The organism is Deltaproteobacteria bacterium (assembly GCA_015233135.1).
Taxonomy (GTDB): domain Bacteria; phylum UBA10199; class UBA10199; order JADFYH01; family JADFYH01; genus JADFYH01.
Window position 1 is genome coordinate 33,039 of the sequence record JADFYH010000022.1, and the last position, 15,741, is coordinate 48,779.

At 43.2% G+C, this 15,741-nt stretch carries 14 protein-coding genes; 12 read left to right on the forward strand and 2 right to left on the reverse strand.

The features are described from left to right. Positions 1-8: 8 nt before the first annotated feature. The gene (locus tag HQM15_08165) at positions 9-1,007 is read right to left on the reverse strand and encodes an HlyD family efflux transporter periplasmic adaptor subunit (GenBank protein ID MBF0492740.1); all 999 of its coding nucleotides are present in this window, start codon (positions 1,005-1,007) and stop codon (positions 9-11) included. Continuing rightward, positions 1,004-2,275, reverse strand: a complete 1,272-nt coding sequence (locus tag HQM15_08170; protein MBF0492741.1) for a TolC family protein — start codon at positions 2,273-2,275, stop codon at positions 1,004-1,006. The genes HQM15_08165 and HQM15_08170 overlap by 4 nt, the downstream gene beginning before the upstream one ends. 651 nt (positions 2,276-2,926) lie before the next feature. Here HQM15_08170 and HQM15_08175 point away from each other — a divergent pair. From HQM15_08175 to rlmN, 12 genes are all read left to right on the forward strand, one after another. Then, complete coding sequence (locus HQM15_08175; GenBank protein ID MBF0492742.1) at positions 2,927-4,303, forward strand: HlyC/CorC family transporter; 1,377 nt, start codon at positions 2,927-2,929, stop codon at positions 4,301-4,303. Positions 4,304-4,451: 148 nt separating this feature from the next. Further along, positions 4,452-6,161: a type II secretion system ATPase GspE gene (gene gspE, locus HQM15_08180; GenBank protein ID MBF0492743.1), complete on the forward strand. Its 1,710-nt coding sequence runs from the start codon at positions 4,452-4,454 to the stop codon at positions 6,159-6,161. 130 nt (positions 6,162-6,291) lie between these two features. Then, the gene (gspF, locus tag HQM15_08185) at positions 6,292-7,509 is read left to right on the forward strand and encodes a type II secretion system inner membrane protein GspF (protein MBF0492744.1); all 1,218 of its coding nucleotides are present in this window, start codon (positions 6,292-6,294) and stop codon (positions 7,507-7,509) included. A 34-nt stretch (positions 7,510-7,543) separates the two neighbouring features. Then, the gene (gene gspG, locus HQM15_08190; GenBank protein MBF0492745.1) at positions 7,544-7,996 is read left to right on the forward strand and encodes a type II secretion system major pseudopilin GspG; all 453 of its coding nucleotides are present in this window, start codon (positions 7,544-7,546) and stop codon (positions 7,994-7,996) included. A gap of 60 nt (positions 7,997-8,056) precedes the next feature. Continuing rightward, positions 8,057-8,716 carry a prepilin-type N-terminal cleavage/methylation domain-containing protein gene (locus HQM15_08195; protein MBF0492746.1) on the forward strand — a complete coding sequence of 220 codons (660 nt, stop codon included), beginning with the start codon at positions 8,057-8,059 and terminating at the stop codon, positions 8,714-8,716. Between the two features lie 2 nt (positions 8,717-8,718). After that, positions 8,719-9,348, forward strand: coding sequence for a prepilin-type N-terminal cleavage/methylation domain-containing protein (locus tag HQM15_08200; GenBank protein ID MBF0492747.1), 630 nt, complete (start codon positions 8,719-8,721; stop codon positions 9,346-9,348). After that, a complete protein-coding gene (locus HQM15_08205; protein ID MBF0492748.1) occupies positions 9,345-10,001 on the forward strand; it encodes a prepilin-type N-terminal cleavage/methylation domain-containing protein in 657 nt (218 codons plus the stop codon). Before HQM15_08200 ends, HQM15_08205 begins: the two co-directional genes overlap by 4 nt. Before the next feature lie 14 nt (positions 10,002-10,015). Beyond that, on the forward strand, positions 10,016-11,311 hold the full coding sequence (locus HQM15_08210) for a general secretion pathway protein GspK (GenBank protein ID MBF0492749.1): 1,296 nt from the start codon (positions 10,016-10,018) through the stop codon (positions 11,309-11,311). Further along, positions 11,311-12,894: a pilus assembly protein PilM gene (gene pilM / locus HQM15_08215; protein ID MBF0492750.1), complete on the forward strand. Its 1,584-nt coding sequence runs from the start codon at positions 11,311-11,313 to the stop codon at positions 12,892-12,894. Before HQM15_08210 ends, pilM begins: the two co-directional genes overlap by 1 nt. 1 nt (position 12,895) lies before the next feature. After that, on the forward strand, positions 12,896-13,510 hold the full coding sequence (locus HQM15_08220) for a hypothetical protein (GenBank protein MBF0492751.1): 615 nt from the start codon (positions 12,896-12,898) through the stop codon (positions 13,508-13,510). Continuing rightward, entirely contained in the window at positions 13,507-14,466 is a 960-nt protein-coding gene (gene gspN / locus HQM15_08225; protein ID MBF0492752.1) for a type II secretion system protein GspN, read from the forward strand. The genes HQM15_08220 and gspN overlap by 4 nt, the downstream gene beginning before the upstream one ends. 35 nt (positions 14,467-14,501) lie before the next feature. Further along, a complete protein-coding gene (gene rlmN, locus HQM15_08230; GenBank protein ID MBF0492753.1) occupies positions 14,502-15,557 on the forward strand; it encodes a 23S rRNA (adenine(2503)-C(2))-methyltransferase RlmN in 1,056 nt (351 codons plus the stop codon). Positions 15,558-15,741: the final 184 nt, after the last annotated feature.

The following is a 15,741-nucleotide window of genomic DNA, read 5'->3' on the forward strand; positions in this document are numbered from 1 at the left end:
TTTCATTACTAAGACTTCAAATTCACTTCCGAATCCAAAAGAAAATTTCCTTCACTCACCACTTTTTGGGAAGTCTCCAAGCCATCCACCGCCACTTCTTTTTCGCCGCGCAGTTTAACCTGCACCTGTTGTTTTTCAAATCGTCCTTCCCCCAAGGCTAAAAAGACAAAACTTTCTTCGCCGTTGTTCACGAGGGCTGAGTTGGGGATGACCGTCATTTCCTGGCTTTCATAATTGATTTGCACTTGCAGCGCCTGATTGCCTTTCAGCATCGGAGAGGCGTCTTCCAGCAACAATCGAGTCACTATCGTTTTGGTGTTGGGATCCAAAATAGGGGAGATGGAAATGAGTTTGGCAGCATAAGCGCGAGGCTTGCCATTTTCTATCACTTGAGCCGCCGCTCCTTCTTTTAAATAAGTGGCGTCACTTTGTGGAAAAAAGGCTTCTACCCAGCTTTGAGCATTGGAATGGGGGAAAAGACTTGCTGCGACTGACTTTGGATTTTGAGCGAGTTCCTGGATTTGCTGGTCATTCAAGCCTAGGAGCATAAGCTTGTTTCTTGTGGCTTGAGCTAAACTCGGATTAGTTCTTTGAGCGATTAGAAATTCCTGTTCAGCCAGGTAGAGGTCCGCATTGGAACTGATTCTCCCGGCGGCTTTTAAGAGCAGGCTTATTTTTTTCTTTTCTACTGGGGCTACTTTGATTCCTGTTTTTTGGATTTTATCTTCGTTCAGTTGGATGGAGTGTGTGTGGTTCATTCCTCCCTCTTCTTGATAAACAGGCACCAGAGACATGCCGCAGATGGGGCAGGTTCCAGGTTTATCGCGGTGAATTTGAGGATGCATGGAACAGGTATAGTACTCTATCTTTTGCGGATGCTCATGCCCCGGCTTATCGTTTTGTATCGAATTTTCTTCTGTCTTCTCCTTTTTCGAACAGGAAGAAATCGAGAAACTGATGAGGCTTACCAGAGAAAGAATCAGTGTTGAGTGAATTATTTTTTTCATAAAGGCTCCTTTGTTTTTATTGGTTTTGTTTTTTCATTCCATTCTTCTTGAGTGATACCGCTGGCTTCTTCCAGATTTGCAAGTGCCAATCCCCATTCCTCAAAGGCCTTCCATTGCTGGATCTGAGCTTCCTGCTTTTTTTGTGTATTTTCCAATACACTCGAGAAGCTTGCCTTTCCAGCACTGTAAGCGGTCTGAGAAAGAGTCAGGGCATTTTCTAATGAGCTTAATAGAGACTTGGAGACAATTTCGTAAGTCTTTTGTGCACTTTGAAATTTACTGTAGCTTTGTCTTATTTTTTGATTCACCTCGTTTTGAATATTAATTTTATCATATTGGGCAGCGGCCAGTTCTGCCTGGGCCTTTTTTACCTGGCTGCTGTTCTTTTTGGACCACAAAGGCACACTCATCATGAATTCACTGGTCCAGGCATCTTTTTGGCCCTCTGTTGTCTCTTGTGGGTGCTGGATGTATTCCAGTTGCACACTAAAATCAGGGGCGTAAGATTTTTTGGCAGCTCTAATTTCCAATTCTTTCTTGCCAATTTCATGAGAGGCCAATTTTAATTCGGGATGTTCTGTCTTGGCATATTCCAGCAGCTCTTCCACTTTGACTTTCCAATAAGGTTTTTCAAGTTTTTGAGGGAGAGATATTTTATCTTCTATTTTGTCTGCGCAAAGTGTCCTCAGGTTGGCAATAAGTTCTGTCTCTCTTTGTCTGAGTGTTTCCTCTTCAATCTTAAGTTGGCTGATATTGGCCAGGGTAGAGAAATAGTTTGAGCTGTCCATTTTTCCCGCAGAAATTTCGTTTTCAATATTTTTGTTCAAACTCTGCAGGGTCTGTTGCATAGCCAAATTAGTCTGCTGCATCTTTTTGGTGGCAAAGAGGCTAAAGAAGTTTTGTTTGATCTTTGAAATAATCTCACGTTGTTTCGAGTCTAATCTTTCCAGATGATGAAGAGTCTCGTGTTGAATCATTTGTTTCGTAATATTTCTTTTGCCAGGAAAGGGTATTTTTTGGCGCAGAATATAGTCGATATCCATGGCCTTATTGGGAGCAGAATCCAAAGGAACTTGATAAAATCGAATGCCGATTTCGGGGTCGTCTAAACCGCTTTCGGCCTTGCTTCGATATCCTTCTGCCTGCCCTTGGGCTTGAATACTTTTGAGCTGAGGGTTTTCCTGAAGCGCGAGGGAGAGAAGTGTTTCAAGCGAGAGACTTTCTTTTTCCTCGGCCCAGGTAAATCGAGCCGCAAGACAGAAAGCCATAAGTAGAAAGATGAGCCGTAAAAAGTATTTCATTTTTAATCCTATGGATTAACTTAATGGCGCAATATTTTTTTGATTATGGAGTTTGTCATCTCGAGCATCAGCGAGAGATCCCGTTGGATTTTCAATTGTCTCCACTGGATCTCTCACTTCGCAAAGCTCCGTTCGAGATGACAGCTATCTATAGTCTATAGAAGAAAACAGGGAGGATCTTTTCTAACACTGCAGAGAAATAAATTGCTCATCAAAAGGAGGGGAGTGTACCAGCTTGTAAGAATGAGAAGAAAAAGCAGAGTCTGAATTGAAAACAACGAAAATTGTTTCCAGTGGGTTTTGCCTCAAGGCCAAATTAAGGTGTTGGTCTTGATTGTAGGTTAATGTAGGGCTTTGAACCTGCTGGCACAATTCACAGCAATCGTTTTTAATACTAATTGAGGGGGCCATTCTTTTTTTACAACACGAATGGGCATTTTGAGACAACAGAGTGTTTCCAGATTGAAAAGCCCCGCAAAATACAGGGCAAAGAGGTGACAGAAAGTAAAAAAACACAAGCAGAACACTACAAGCCTTAACAAATTTAAGTGGTTTTACGTATCGCACAGAAAAAATAGTAATTGATTGATTCAAGAAATGCAATATCCTTATTCGACTATGGACATTCCCTTATCGCCGGGAGGTTTTTCTTCCTTTCATCTGTTTTTAGCCGTTTTATGTATTTTCTTTAATGCTTTCTTTGTGGCTTCTGAGTTTGCGATGGTGAAAATCCGAAGCACCCGCTTGGAGACTTTGTATTCTCAAGGAAATATTTTTGCCCGCTGGGCAACTCCTGTGGTTGAGAACCTCAATGAGTATCTTTCGGCAACGCAATTAGGAATTACCCTAGCCAGCCTGGGCTTAGGCTGGCTAGGAGAGCCTGCTTTTGCAATTCTTCTAGAACCTTTATTTTCTTTTCTACCTATTTCTCAAAATACACTTCATACTATTTCTTTTGCTTGTGCATTTACGCTTATTAGCTTTCTCCATTTGGTGGTAGGAGAACTTGTTCCCAAACAAATGGCCATACAGATGGCCGAAAAGATTTTGCTGATAACGGCCCCTTTGTTGCGTGCATTCTATGTCCTTTTTTATCCTGCCTTAAAGCTTCTTAATTTTTTTACTAAACTGATTATGAAGGCCTTGGGCTTTAATTTGGAATACGAAGAAGCCTGCCATGATGAAGAAGAAATAAGACTAATTGTGGAAAACTCCTACGAAGATGGTTCTCTTTCTCAGCGAAAAGCTTCTTTGTTGGAAAATGTGTTTGAATTTTCGCATTCTACCGTGAAGCACATTATGGTGCCCAAACAGGATATCGTTTTTCTTTCGATTTATTCTTCTAGTAAGGAAAATCTGGATATTGCCAAGGAGTCTGGACACACGCGTTTTCCTCTTTGTGACAAGGACTTGGAACAAGTGTTGGGTTTGGTGAATGTAAAGGATATTATTTGGCATCTTGAAGATGAGCATAACCTGATTAATATTTTTGATCTTAAAAGGCCTATTCTTTTTGTCCCGGAGGGTAAACCTATCGACCAGCTGCTTCGAGAGTTCCAAACCAAAAAAATCCACATGGCTATGGTGATTGATGAATTTGGAATGACTGTAGGCTTGGTGACCTTGGAAGATGTCTTGGAGGTTATCGTAGGTGAAATTCAAGATGAGTTTGATCAGGAAGCCCCAAAAATTTTAAAAATCTCAGAAGATGAATATCGTATTGATGGCACTACGCCTATCCCGGAAGTCTCCCAGGCGTTGAATATTATACTTCATGATGAAAATAATGTTTCCATTGCAGGGTACATCATTAATTGTTTGGGTAGACTTGCTAAAGAAGGCGATCAATTGGAGTTACAAGGTTTTTCAGTTCGGGTGGAAGAGGTAAAAAGGCGCAGAATCCTTAAGCTGCATTTTTCCAAAATACAGTCAGAGGAGAATGCTTCTCCTGGAACAGAGGAAGAAATTGAAAAACAGGTCAGGAATCCCGTCTAATCTGCCTGAATAAAGGGGGCCTGCCTTAATAGGAGCCAAATTAAAAACTTCTAGTTGATCTTTTTCATGGAAGCCATCTACTATTTTTACCCAATTCTTAATAATACGGGTATTTTTAAATACTCAAACTTTCAATGGGTTTGCAATTATGGAAGATAAAAGCCTGGGCAACATTCTCATCGAGCACACTTCGCTTACTGAAGGTCAACTTCAAGAGGGTTTACTTGTTCAAAAAGAAAAAAATATCAAATTGGGTGAGGCCCTGGTTCAGCTCCGCTATTTGCGTTCGGAAGATATCTTAAAGGCCATTAGTATCCAGTTAGGCATTCCTTATGCCACAAAATTGCAGAGTGATCAGATTCCCTTTGAACTCGTGAGCAAGGTGCCTATCAATTTTTCAAAGAAGAATGAGCTCGTTCCGCTTCGAAAGGTGGGGCATGAAATCGAAGTGGCCATTGCAGATCCCATTAACATTTGTGCTTTGGACGATTTGAGAATGCTTCTGGGAACCCCTATCCGGCCCATTATTGCGAGCGCTGTTCAAATTACAGAAATTATCAACGAAGTTTATAATCGCACAAGCGAGCGACAGAACTCGGTGATGGAAGACCTTACAGAAGAAAATCTCGATACCCTGGCCCAGGAGTTGGAAGAACCTCAGGATCTATTGGATGCATCGGATGAAGCTCCCATCATTAAACTTGTGAATAGTTTGCTCTTTAGAGCTGTCAAGTCTAAGGCCTCCGATATCCATGTGGAGCCCTTTGAAAAAGATTTAGTGGTTCGTTTTCGTATTGATGGAGTTCTCTACGACATCATGCATCCGCCCAAAAAAGTGCAAAATTCGGTGATTAGCCGTATTAAAATCATGGCAAATTTGAACATTGCCGAAAAACGTATTCCTCAAGATGGTCGTATTCGCATTAAAATTGCTGGAAAAGATATCGATATTCGCGTGTCTACATTGCCCGCCAGTTTCGGTGAATCGGTGGTTATGCGGTTACTCGACAAAAGCAAAGTGGTTATCTCCCTGGGAGCGATTGGTATTGATGGAAAAAATTTGGTGACTATTGAAAATCTCATTCAAAAAAGTCATGGAATTATTTTGGTCACTGGTCCTACCGGTTCTGGTAAAACCACAACTTTGTACGCGATGCTGTCTCAAATCAATACGGTCGATTTGAAGATCATCACCGTTGAAGATCCTGTAGAATATCAGTTGTCGGGGATCAATCAAATTCAGGTGAATCATAAAATTGATCTTACCTTTTCTTCGGCCTTGCGTTCCATCTTGCGTCAGGATCCGGATGTCGTGATGATCGGTGAAATTCGAGATAAAGAGACGGCTGAGATTGCGATTCAGGCTTCATTGACAGGTCACTTGGTGATTTCAACCTTGCATACCAACGACTCGGCTTCCTCCATCACCCGTTTGATAGACATGGGGATAGAACCCTTCCTGGTGGCTTCTTCTGTGCTCGCGATTATTGCACAAAGGTTGGTGAGGACCGTTTGTAAAGATTGTGCCCTGCGCTATACCCCTTCCCCTGAAGAATTGCAGATGATTGGATTAAAACCGGGAGACTTGGCCGACAAGGTGCTTTACAGGGCGAAAGGTTGTCCCGCCTGTATGGATACGGGTTACGCAGGACGAACCGGAGTTCACGAGATTTTGGTGATGGACGAAGAAATCAGGGCCTTGGTTATGAAAAATACCGAAGCAGGCGTGGTAAAAAAACGGGCGATGGAAAAAGGCCTGGTGAGTTTGCGTGAGGATGGAGTTCGCAAGATACTTCTGGGAGAAACAACTATTGAGGAAATTTTGCGTGTAACTCAAGAGGATCAGATGAGGGAGTGAAGTTATTATCCCTCCCCTTAAGCTAAGGGGAGGTTAGGAGGGGTTATGTCCAATTGGATCCAATTGCCATAACTTCCCGAAAACACTCTCGCGTTTTCCCCTCTTAGCTTAAGAGGGGGTGGAAGGTAAAATGCCTATCTATAGCTACAAAGGAATAGACTCCACAGGAAAAAAAGTTTCCGGTACGCTGGATGCCGAAAGCATTAAGGCTGCGCGTGCACGCTTGCGCAAAATTAATGTTTTTCCTACCGAAGTGGGAGAGGGGAAGGCTGCAAAATCGGGCACTAAAGGGTTTCAGTTTTTTCAAAAGGTGAAAGTTCAGGAAATCGCCGAAATGACGCGGCAGCTCTCTACCTTGATTGGCGCGAATATTCCTCTGGTCGATTCCCTCAATGCCTTAGTCGATCAAATTGAAAATCCAAAATTGAAGCAGGCCCTTTCCGATATTCGAGATAAAGTGGTGGAAGGCTCGAGGTTAGCCGATGCCATGAAGGCTTATCCTTATATCTTTTCGGATTTATACCTAAACATGATTACCGCCGGGGAAGCCTCAGGGGCCCTCGATACCGTGCTGAGTCGTTTGGCGGACTTTACCGAAAGTCAGGCCAAGTTGCGCAGTAAGGTAAATGGTGCCTTGACCTATCCTGTCGTGATGGGGGCTGTAGGTGGCTTGCTCATGTGCTTTTTATTGGTGGGGGTGGTTCCCAAGATCACAAAAATTTTTATAGATGCAAAAATGAAACTTCCTCTCCCCACCCAGATTGTCGTGTCTCTCAGCGGCTTTATTTCAAGTTATTGGTTTGTCTTTTTGTTGGCAATTCCTCTTTTGCTGTATGCATTCAATCGCTTTAAAAATTCAACTAAAGGAAGATTCATGCTCGATCGTTTTTCCCTCAGAGCCCCCATTTTTGGAGACATGCTGCGCAAGTTGGCTATCTCGCGTTTCTGCCGAACTCTTTCTACCATGATGTTATCTGGTGTGCAGTTGCTGGCTGCGTTAGATATCGTGAAAAATGTGGTAGGGAACGTGGTGCTTTCACAGGTGATTGAGGAAACTCGTACTTCGGTAAAAGAAGGAGAATCGATTGCCGAGCCTTTGAGACGTAGCGGGCAATTCCCTCCCATTGTAACCCAGATGATTGCCATCGGCGAAAAAACGGGAGAATTGGAAAATATGCTGGAGAAAGTTGCCAACAACTACGAACAGCAGGTGGATACCAAAGTCTCTACGCTCACAACTCTGCTGGAGCCCATTATGATTGTGGTGATGGGCGTGGTAGTGGCGTTTATTGTATTATCGATTTTATTTCCCATGTTAAAAATGGGCCAAGTGGTAAAACATGGTTGAACCAGTTTTTAATTTTAAAAAAGAGGAGAAAAATATGTTTAAACGCTTCATGCAGCGAATGAAAGATCAAAAAGGGATGACCCTGATAGAAATTATGGTGGTGGTGGCCATTATTGGTTCCATCATGGCCTTGGTCACAGTGAACGTCATGGATTATTTGGCAGAATCAAAAGTGGAGACGACAAAGATTGAAATCAAAAACATAGAAAATGCCTTGGAACAATATAAACGAAAAAGCTCCATGTATCCCAGTACTGAGCAAGGACTTCAGGCCTTGGTGGAAAAACCCACTTCGGGCAAAATTCCAGAAAATTACCCCAAAGATGGCTACATGAAGCGGGTTCCTAAAGATGCCTGGGATGAAGATTTTATTTACACTTCTCCAGGAACAGCAGGGCATCCCTATGAGATCACTTCTTTAGGAGAGGACAAGGCCGAAGGTGGAGAGGGTTATGCGGCGGATATTAAAAATTATGAGATAAAGTAGGCGTCACCCTCTCCCTAACCCTCTCCTTGCTTTCTCATATAAGGGGGAGAGGGGAGAATCATGCAAAATAAAATCCTAAAATCAAACAGGGGATTTAGCCTCATCGAAATCATGGTCACAATGGGGATAGTCGCCATGATTTTGGGTCTGGCGGCCACCTTGCTTACGGATAACGGAGAACAGAAGTTAAGCGATATCTCCAGCCAGATAGCCACCAGCATCAAGATGATTTTCAATGAATCGGCAGTAAAGGGGCAGTATTTTCGTTTAAAAATCGATTTGACCGAAAACACGATGACTCCCGAATACTCGGCAGAGCCTTTCAGAATTTCCAGTGAAGAGGAAGCGGACAAGGCTGCTTCTGATAAAGAGGGGCGGGCAAAGGAGGAGAAAAAAACGTCTCCCTCAGAAGGCGCGGAATCCTCCTTAGAAGAGGCCAAGCCGAAAGAAAATTTTAGCCCAGTCGATTTGGCTCTTTTGAAGGAAATTAAACTTCCCCAAGGTCTTAAATTCAAAAATATCTTTGTCGAGCATGCTCCCGTTCCTGTGGATTCTGGGCAAGTCTTTGTTTATTTCTTTCCAAATGGTTGGGTGGAAAAAATGGTGATGAATCTCTGCGACGAAAGTGAAGAGAACTTCTATTCACTGGAAACCTACTCCGCAAGTGGGAAAACTCGAATCCGTGCGAGTTATGCGGAAATGAAATTGGAAGGGGAGTGAAAATGAAGAAGGTGAAAGGTGAGACGAAAAACGTAAGACGTGAAATGAAAGGAGTGTTTTGTTCGATAAGAAATCTATATCCCGTTTTACGCCTCACGTCCCACGGTTTCACTCTCTTAGAAATCATGATTGCCCTGGCAATTCTTTCTTTTTCCCTACTCAGCCTCTACAGCGGAATGGGCAATAGTTTGAGGGCTTCCGCCGAGGCAGAACAAACTGAAAAAGCGGTGCAACTCGCCCGTGGACGCATGGCTGAAATCAGAATTGGGCTGGATGAGGAAATGGCCCGGGGAGCTTTTCCAGATGAAAAGGAAGAAAATGGTGTGTTTGAAAAACCTTTTGAAGATTACCGCTGGGCTTACAGTATCAAGAAGGTGGAAATTCCTTTCATCAGTCCTCAACTTCTAGGAAAAGAGGCAGGCCTCGATATGGGACAAGCCAGTGAAAAAAGTGGGAGCACGGGCCAGAACTCCACTCCAGGAATAGACAACATAGTTAATAATTTGGCACAAGCCGTGACTAAAAAAATTTCTGAGTCCATTCGAGAACTGAAGGTGACTGTATTTTGGGGGGAAGAAGGTGAGGGACAAGACAAGTTGGTTTTGACGACGCATTTGGTGAAATTAAAATGAAATCAAAAAACGGTTTTACCCTCATAGAGGTCATGATTTCCATGGCTATCCTGTCGATGATGTCACTGCTGATCTACACTTCTACCTTTCAAACGATTAATGGAAAACAAATGTCCGAAAACAAAGATGAACAAAATCATTCTGCCTCGCTCGCCTTGGGGAAAATGAGTTATGACTTGCAAATGGCCTTTATCCTAGGCGCTGAGTTAATGCCCTCAGACGGGCGCATGAAAACGGTATTCATAGGGCAGGATTCGGACATCAATTTCCCTTCTTTTGCACATTATCGTTATTTTAAAAATTCTCCTGAAGCCGATTTTGGTGAGATTGGGTATTCAATCGATACAGACAAGGAAAATTCTCAAAAGAAAGTTTTACTCAGACGAGAAAGTGCAACCTTGGATGACAAGCCCAGTGAGGGTGGGGTTTTCGAAGTGTTGGTAGAGGGCGTAAAAGAAATGCATTTTGAATATTATGATCCTGATAAAAAAGAATGGCTTAAATCCTGGGATTCTTCTCAACTCGAAAATTCAGGCAAGCTTCCTCGTGCGGTAAAAATCCAGTTAATTTTGGAAGGCGAAGAGGGGGAGGACGATTTGGTTTATCAGACCATTGCGGAACTCAGGATGTATAAGGGGGCGTTGAATTTTTAGTTAATGCTTTCATTATGCACAAACTCAAATCAAAAAAAGGTGTTGCACTTCTGATGGTGATTTCTTCCCTGCTCTTGCTTACTTCGATCGTTGTGGATTTTGCCTATAATAGTAACGTAACTTTTAACGTGGCTATGAATGAGCGCGACCGCCTGCAGGCCAATTATCTGGCTCAAACGGCCTACCAGTTTGCGTTGATCTTGATTCGTTTTGATCGGGATACCAAAGACATGGTTCGTCAGGCCTCACAAAAGTTGGGACGTACTGTTCAGATAAAACCCCTTTATAAAATGTTGCCCATCAATTCGGAGATGCTGCGTGGCTTAGCGCAGATGGCGACGGGAGCCGAAAAAGGTGGGACGGGGGAGTGGGAATTGAGTGCCGATCAGTTGTCCAATATCAAACAAAGTGCTGACATGATGTCTGAAAAACAGGCAAAAAGTTTTTTGAGCTTTGAGGGAAATTTTAATGCGGAGGTGGATGCCGAGGACGGAAAAATTCCTTTGAATGCCTTTTATTATTTGACCCCCACTCAACCCGAGTACGATCGCCTGAAAACAGTACTCATTTCCCTGTTGAGGCAAAATGAGTTATTAAAATACATCAAAGACAAGCAAAGAGGGCCCGAGGAACTTACGAATCGCATTGCGGATTATATCGATAAAAATGATGTCATCAATGAAATGGGAGGCTCAGAACGGGGAAGTGAATCCAGTGTTTATGTGGGAACTAAAGCCAAACCCAAAAATGCCAAACTCCTGAGTGTGGATGAACTCATTTTTATTCCGGGAATGAATGAAGATTTGCTCGAAGAGTTAAAAAAACATGTGACTGTTTATGGAAGTGCCGATAAGATCAACGCCTGTGCAGCCGGGGATGGATTGCTTAAAGGTTTGATTATTGCTTATTCACAGCGCAGCGACATTGAACCCATTCGGGCCGACAACGATGAGCGACTGACAAACGTGCTGAAGAAAGTTCGTGAAAAATGTCCGGATCCCCAGGCCATGGCGCAGGCATTGAATGAAAGTTTAGGCATTAGCGGGGGGGGGGGAGCAGGTGCTGCTGCGAGTCCGGCGAGTACAGCGGTTCCTGCTTCTCAGCCGGCTCCTACTTCGATGCCTGGCGGAGCGGGAGCAGGGGCAGCAAATCAGAATTCTTTTGCCAGTATGATTAGTAGCAACGAAAATTATCTTCGTATACAAGCGACGGGGACCATGGATCATGCAGAAGTTAAGATTGTAGCCGTAGTCGATACTTCTAACGCCAACCCTGATCAGTGGAAGATTTTGTATTGGAGGGTTCAATAGTGCCACAAGTTATTTTAGCGCTCGATTTGGGTTCTTATTCTATCAAGCTTACTCGTGCTGAACGCTCAATGGGAGAATTTGCAATCAGCGATTTTTTTGAAATTCCTTTCGAGCAACATGAAGCCTTGAGCCCCGAGCAGGTAATTTCTGTTACACTCAAAAAATTTTTTGAGGAACATCCCTTAAGTTACGATACTGCTATTACGGCCCTTTCAGGGACCGAAACTGCCCTGCGTACCCTGGATTTTCCTTTTACCCAGGCGGCCAAAATTGATTCGGCAATTGATTTTGAACTCGAGACCTTCGTCCCTTTTCCTGTGGAAGATCTTTGCATCGATTACATTCCCATCCAAAAGAAGGCATCTCAAACTACTGTTATCGCGGCCTATACCCCCAAGGCTCAAATCGCAAAATTTTTAGGAATGCTCAGTGAAGCCAACTTTGATCCTCGCTATGTAGGTGTAGAAAGTCTGGACCTTGCCAACTTGTACCACTCGCGCATGTTGCCTCCCCAAGGTTGTTATGCCTTACTGGATTTGGGTCACAGCAAAACCCAACTCACCCTTTTGTCTGGTGGAGAATTGAAGTTGGCCAGAACTATCTCCATCGGCGGTAAACATATCACTGAAGCCATCGCAAAAGTGATGGAGGTTGATTTTTCGAGGGCTCAACAAATCAAACACAGCGAAGGACAAATTTCTGCCTTTGATTCCTCCTCAGAACTTACAGAGGCTATCCAAGAAGTGGTAGACCAGATTTTAGTTCAGGTTCGACAGACCCTCTTTGCTTTTTACGAAAAGGGAGGAAGTGTCATTGAAGCTGTTTTTCTCTGTGGGGGCACTTCAAGGCTTTCGGGCATTGATCAATATCTTTCTACTGTTCTAAAACTCAATGTTTCTCCCCTGGATGTGCTCGATTATTCCTTTAGTCATTTGAAAGATCCGGAAACTGCAAGAGTTCTCATTGCGCCTTGTGTTGCGATGGTTTTACGTGCTGTGTATCCCGGAAAAACAGTGAGTCTTAATTTTAGACGAGATGAATTTGCGTATACCCGAGATATTCAGGCCATTTCTGCGGAGTTCAAACCCATGGCCATTGCGGCTATTGTGGTGTTGGTGCTGGGTGTTGTCTACTTTTCGTTTAGCCTTTATTTACTAGGCGACCGTGAACAGAAGTTGAATAAAAGCGTTGCTTCCTTGCTGACTCAGGGTTTGACAAATCTCCCAAAAAAAGTGCCTGAAAAAATGACGGACGCACAGAATTTGATTAAAGACAGAATAAGCAAGTCTCAGGACGAGCTTTCGAAGCTACAAAGCGATTCTGCCTTGTCGGCCTTGGAAATTCTAAGGATGATCTCAATGGGACTTCCGAGCCGGCAAGATCTGAAATTGGACGTAGACGATTTGAATATTGCCACCGACCATGTTCGACTAGAAGGCCGCACCGTGTCTTACGAGGCGGTAGATAAAGTAAAATCGTCTTTGGAGAAGATTTCCCAGTTTAAAAATGTGCAGACGGGGAATGTCCGTAAAGGCGTGCAAGATGAAATCAAGTTTTCTCTTTCATTTGATATAGGAGTCTAATGTGGGCCGTTATTCCCTTAAGGAAAAATTAAATCCTGAAGAGCTCTATAACCAGTTTTTAAGCTTGGATGAGCAGCAGCGTTTATTCGCAACTATAGGCTCGGTGTTATTGCTCCTCTTGCTCGTGTTTGTCCCTGTGACCTGTGCGGGATCTAAAATTTCAAAACTTCAAAAAAATATTTTCAACCACGAAAAAAACATGGACGAACTGTCATCGAAACTAAGAGAGTATCAGCTAGTGGATAGTCAACTCAAGGCTATTAAAAGTCAGTGGGAAGGTAGGGGAAAAATTCCGTTATCTACTACTTTGGAATCCCTATCCGCTCAATCGGGGCTGGATAAAAATATTGATGCCATTAAAGAACAACCTTCCTCAGGTTCCGAGGGTCTGGTCGAAGAAAATATTGCTGCAGTAAGGGTCTCCCGGGTAAGCATGCAGCAAGCCATCGATTATTTATATAAAATTGAAAGCTTTCAACGAGGGGTGCTCAAGGTAAAAAAACTGCAGATAAAACCCCGCTATGACAATCGGCAGCAATTCGATTTAAATTTTGATGTCTCTACTTACACGCTGAAAGCGCCAAAATCAGACGAGAAAGAGGGAGGTAATAAGTGAATCGCGCACTAAGAAATTTTTTTTATATTCCCTCCTTCTTTTTATTTTTTGGGATTTTTTTTCTATGGACTTTGCCCTATGAGGCCTTGAAAAACAGAGTCATCTATCAAGCGGAAGATGTATTGAATCGTACCTTTGGTTTTAATTATCGTATTCGAGCGGGGGAATTAAGTTTTGGCCTATTTACCGGTCTTGATTTTGATAAGGTACAAGGGGCCTCTGCTGCGAATGAAGAAGTTCAGTTGAAAGTGGATCGTTTTCGAATCAATCCCAGCCTACTGTCTCTATTGTTTGGAAAAACCAAATCGAGTTTTCAGCTCAAATCAGGAAAGGGAATTATTGAGGGAATGCTAATCGATGATTCCAATCAAACGTCTATAGAGCTTGAGGCCGACAATTATAACCTCGGATTTGCAAAAAGCCTTACAGGTATTTCGATGGAAGGATTAATAAATGGGGAGATGAGTTACAAAATAAATAAGAAAAATAATTCTGAGACAAACGGAAGGTTAAAACTTGAAGTTAAAAACGCAAAAGTACTCGATTTGAACATCCCCTTAGATCTCAGCAACCCCAGCTCGGCCTTGCACATTAACGAATTAAAGATTGCTCAAGATAAAGGATCAATACTCGAAATGAATTTAAAAGGGTCTTCTCTAGACTTGGTTCAACTGAATTTGAACGGTGAAGATTTAAATCTGAACTTGAAAGGGAAAATTCTTGCGGGGAAAACGGTCGCAGATTCAAACTTGAGTTTAGAGGGAAAGTTTAAGGTGAGCCCTGAGGTAGTAAAAACGGTGCCTTTCTTTGTGCTCATTGAGCCTCAAAAAAATCCGGATGGAAGCTATGACCTTGCCTTGGAGGGAAAGCTGCTTACTAACCCCATGCCCATACTCACTATTGGAAAATTTCGTGATATCTTGAGCCATTTTGGTGGTCCGCCCAACAGCCCTTGACAAGTAGGCTTCCTAGACTATAGCCCGCTCCTGGCGTGCAGAAAATAAACATCAAAAATATTCCTTTAGCTCAGTTGGAAGCTGAGCTGGCAGAAATGGGTATAGAGAAATACCGTCTGCAGCAAGTTCTGCAATGGCTCTATGAGCGCGATGTGACGACTTTTGAAGAGATGACCAATGTCTCTAAAAAATTGCGCCAGGAGTTGTCAGAACGCTACAATATAGAACGCCTTTCTGTTGTGTCCGAGCAGATCTCGAATGATGGCACCCGCAAATACCTTCTCCGCTTGCAGGACAACGAAACCGTAGAATCGGTGCTGATTCCTAACGAAGATCGCCTCACCCTTTGTATTTCTTCTCAGGTGGGTTGCGCGATGAGTTGTCGCTATTGTTTGACGGGGCTTTTGGGCTTAAAGAGAAACCTCACTCAATTTGAAATTGTGGAACAGGTGATGGTCGTTAGACGCAATTTGAGAGAAGGTGAGCGCATGAGCAATATTGTCTTTATGGGCATGGGCGAGCCCATGCATAATTTGAAGGCTGTAATTCCCGCAGTTCACATCTTGGTGGAGCCGCGTTGCTTGAATTTTTCCAAACGCAAAGTGACCGTGTCTACCAGTGGTTTGGTGCCTGAGATGTTGGAGTTTGGTGCTCATTCGGATGTGCGTTTGGCGATTTCTCTCTGTGCCACTACCAATGAAATACGAAGTGTGCTGGTACCCATCAATAAAAAATATCCCCTGGAAGTGTTGTTGGAGGCCTGTCGCAAATATCCTCTCCCCAAACGCGGACGCATTACCATGGAATATGTGATGCTTGCTGGAGTGAACGACACCAAAGAAGATGCCAGGCGTCTCACCAAAATTTTATCGGACGTCCCTTGCAAAATTAATTTAATTCCATTCAACGAATTCCCAGGTTCAGAATTCAAGCGTCCCAATGACGAAAGCGTAAAACAGTTTCAAAATTATCTGGCTGAACGTGATTTTCAGACCAATATTCGCAGCAGCCGAGGGAGTGATATTTTAGGGGCTTGTGGGCAGTTGAAGGCGGAGCATGAGCCGAAAGAAAGAGCACCTCATGTACAGTGAGGAAAAATGGGGGAATCCCAATGCAGCAGAGGGATTGCGCAGTAGGTTAGGAAAGTCTCCCGACTTCCGCGCTAAATTTTGAAATATTCAGATAAGTGGATGAAAAGTAAGGATGAGGATTTTAGGGTCAAAATGTAGTGGCCCCTTTTTCTTTTAATTATTTTCCCCTGGCTCACTTTTTTTG

Excerpts from the sequence above, each read along its gene's own strand:
- HQM15_08165 (MBF0492740.1), bottom strand. The coding sequence starts at position 1,007 with ATGAAAAAAATAATTCACTCAACACTGATTCTTTCTCTGGTAAGCCTC.
- HQM15_08170 (MBF0492741.1), bottom strand. The coding sequence starts at position 2,275 with ATGGCTTTCTGTCTTGCGGCTCGATTTACCTGGGCCGAGGAAAAAGAA.
- HQM15_08175 (MBF0492742.1), top strand. The coding sequence starts at position 2,927 with ATGGACATTCCCTTATCGCCGGGAGGTTTTTCTTCCTTTCATCTGTTT.
- gspE (MBF0492743.1), top strand. The coding sequence starts at position 4,452 with ATGGAAGATAAAAGCCTGGGCAACATTCTCATCGAGCACACTTCGCTT.
- gspF (MBF0492744.1), top strand. The coding sequence starts at position 6,292 with ATGCCTATCTATAGCTACAAAGGAATAGACTCCACAGGAAAAAAAGTT.
- gspG (MBF0492745.1), top strand. The coding sequence starts at position 7,544 with ATGTTTAAACGCTTCATGCAGCGAATGAAAGATCAAAAAGGGATGACC.
- HQM15_08195 (MBF0492746.1), top strand. The coding sequence starts at position 8,057 with ATGCAAAATAAAATCCTAAAATCAAACAGGGGATTTAGCCTCATCGAA.
- HQM15_08200 (MBF0492747.1), top strand. The coding sequence starts at position 8,719 with ATGAAGAAGGTGAAAGGTGAGACGAAAAACGTAAGACGTGAAATGAAA.
- HQM15_08205 (MBF0492748.1), top strand. The coding sequence starts at position 9,345 with ATGAAATCAAAAAACGGTTTTACCCTCATAGAGGTCATGATTTCCATG.
- HQM15_08210 (MBF0492749.1), top strand. The coding sequence starts at position 10,016 with ATGCACAAACTCAAATCAAAAAAAGGTGTTGCACTTCTGATGGTGATT.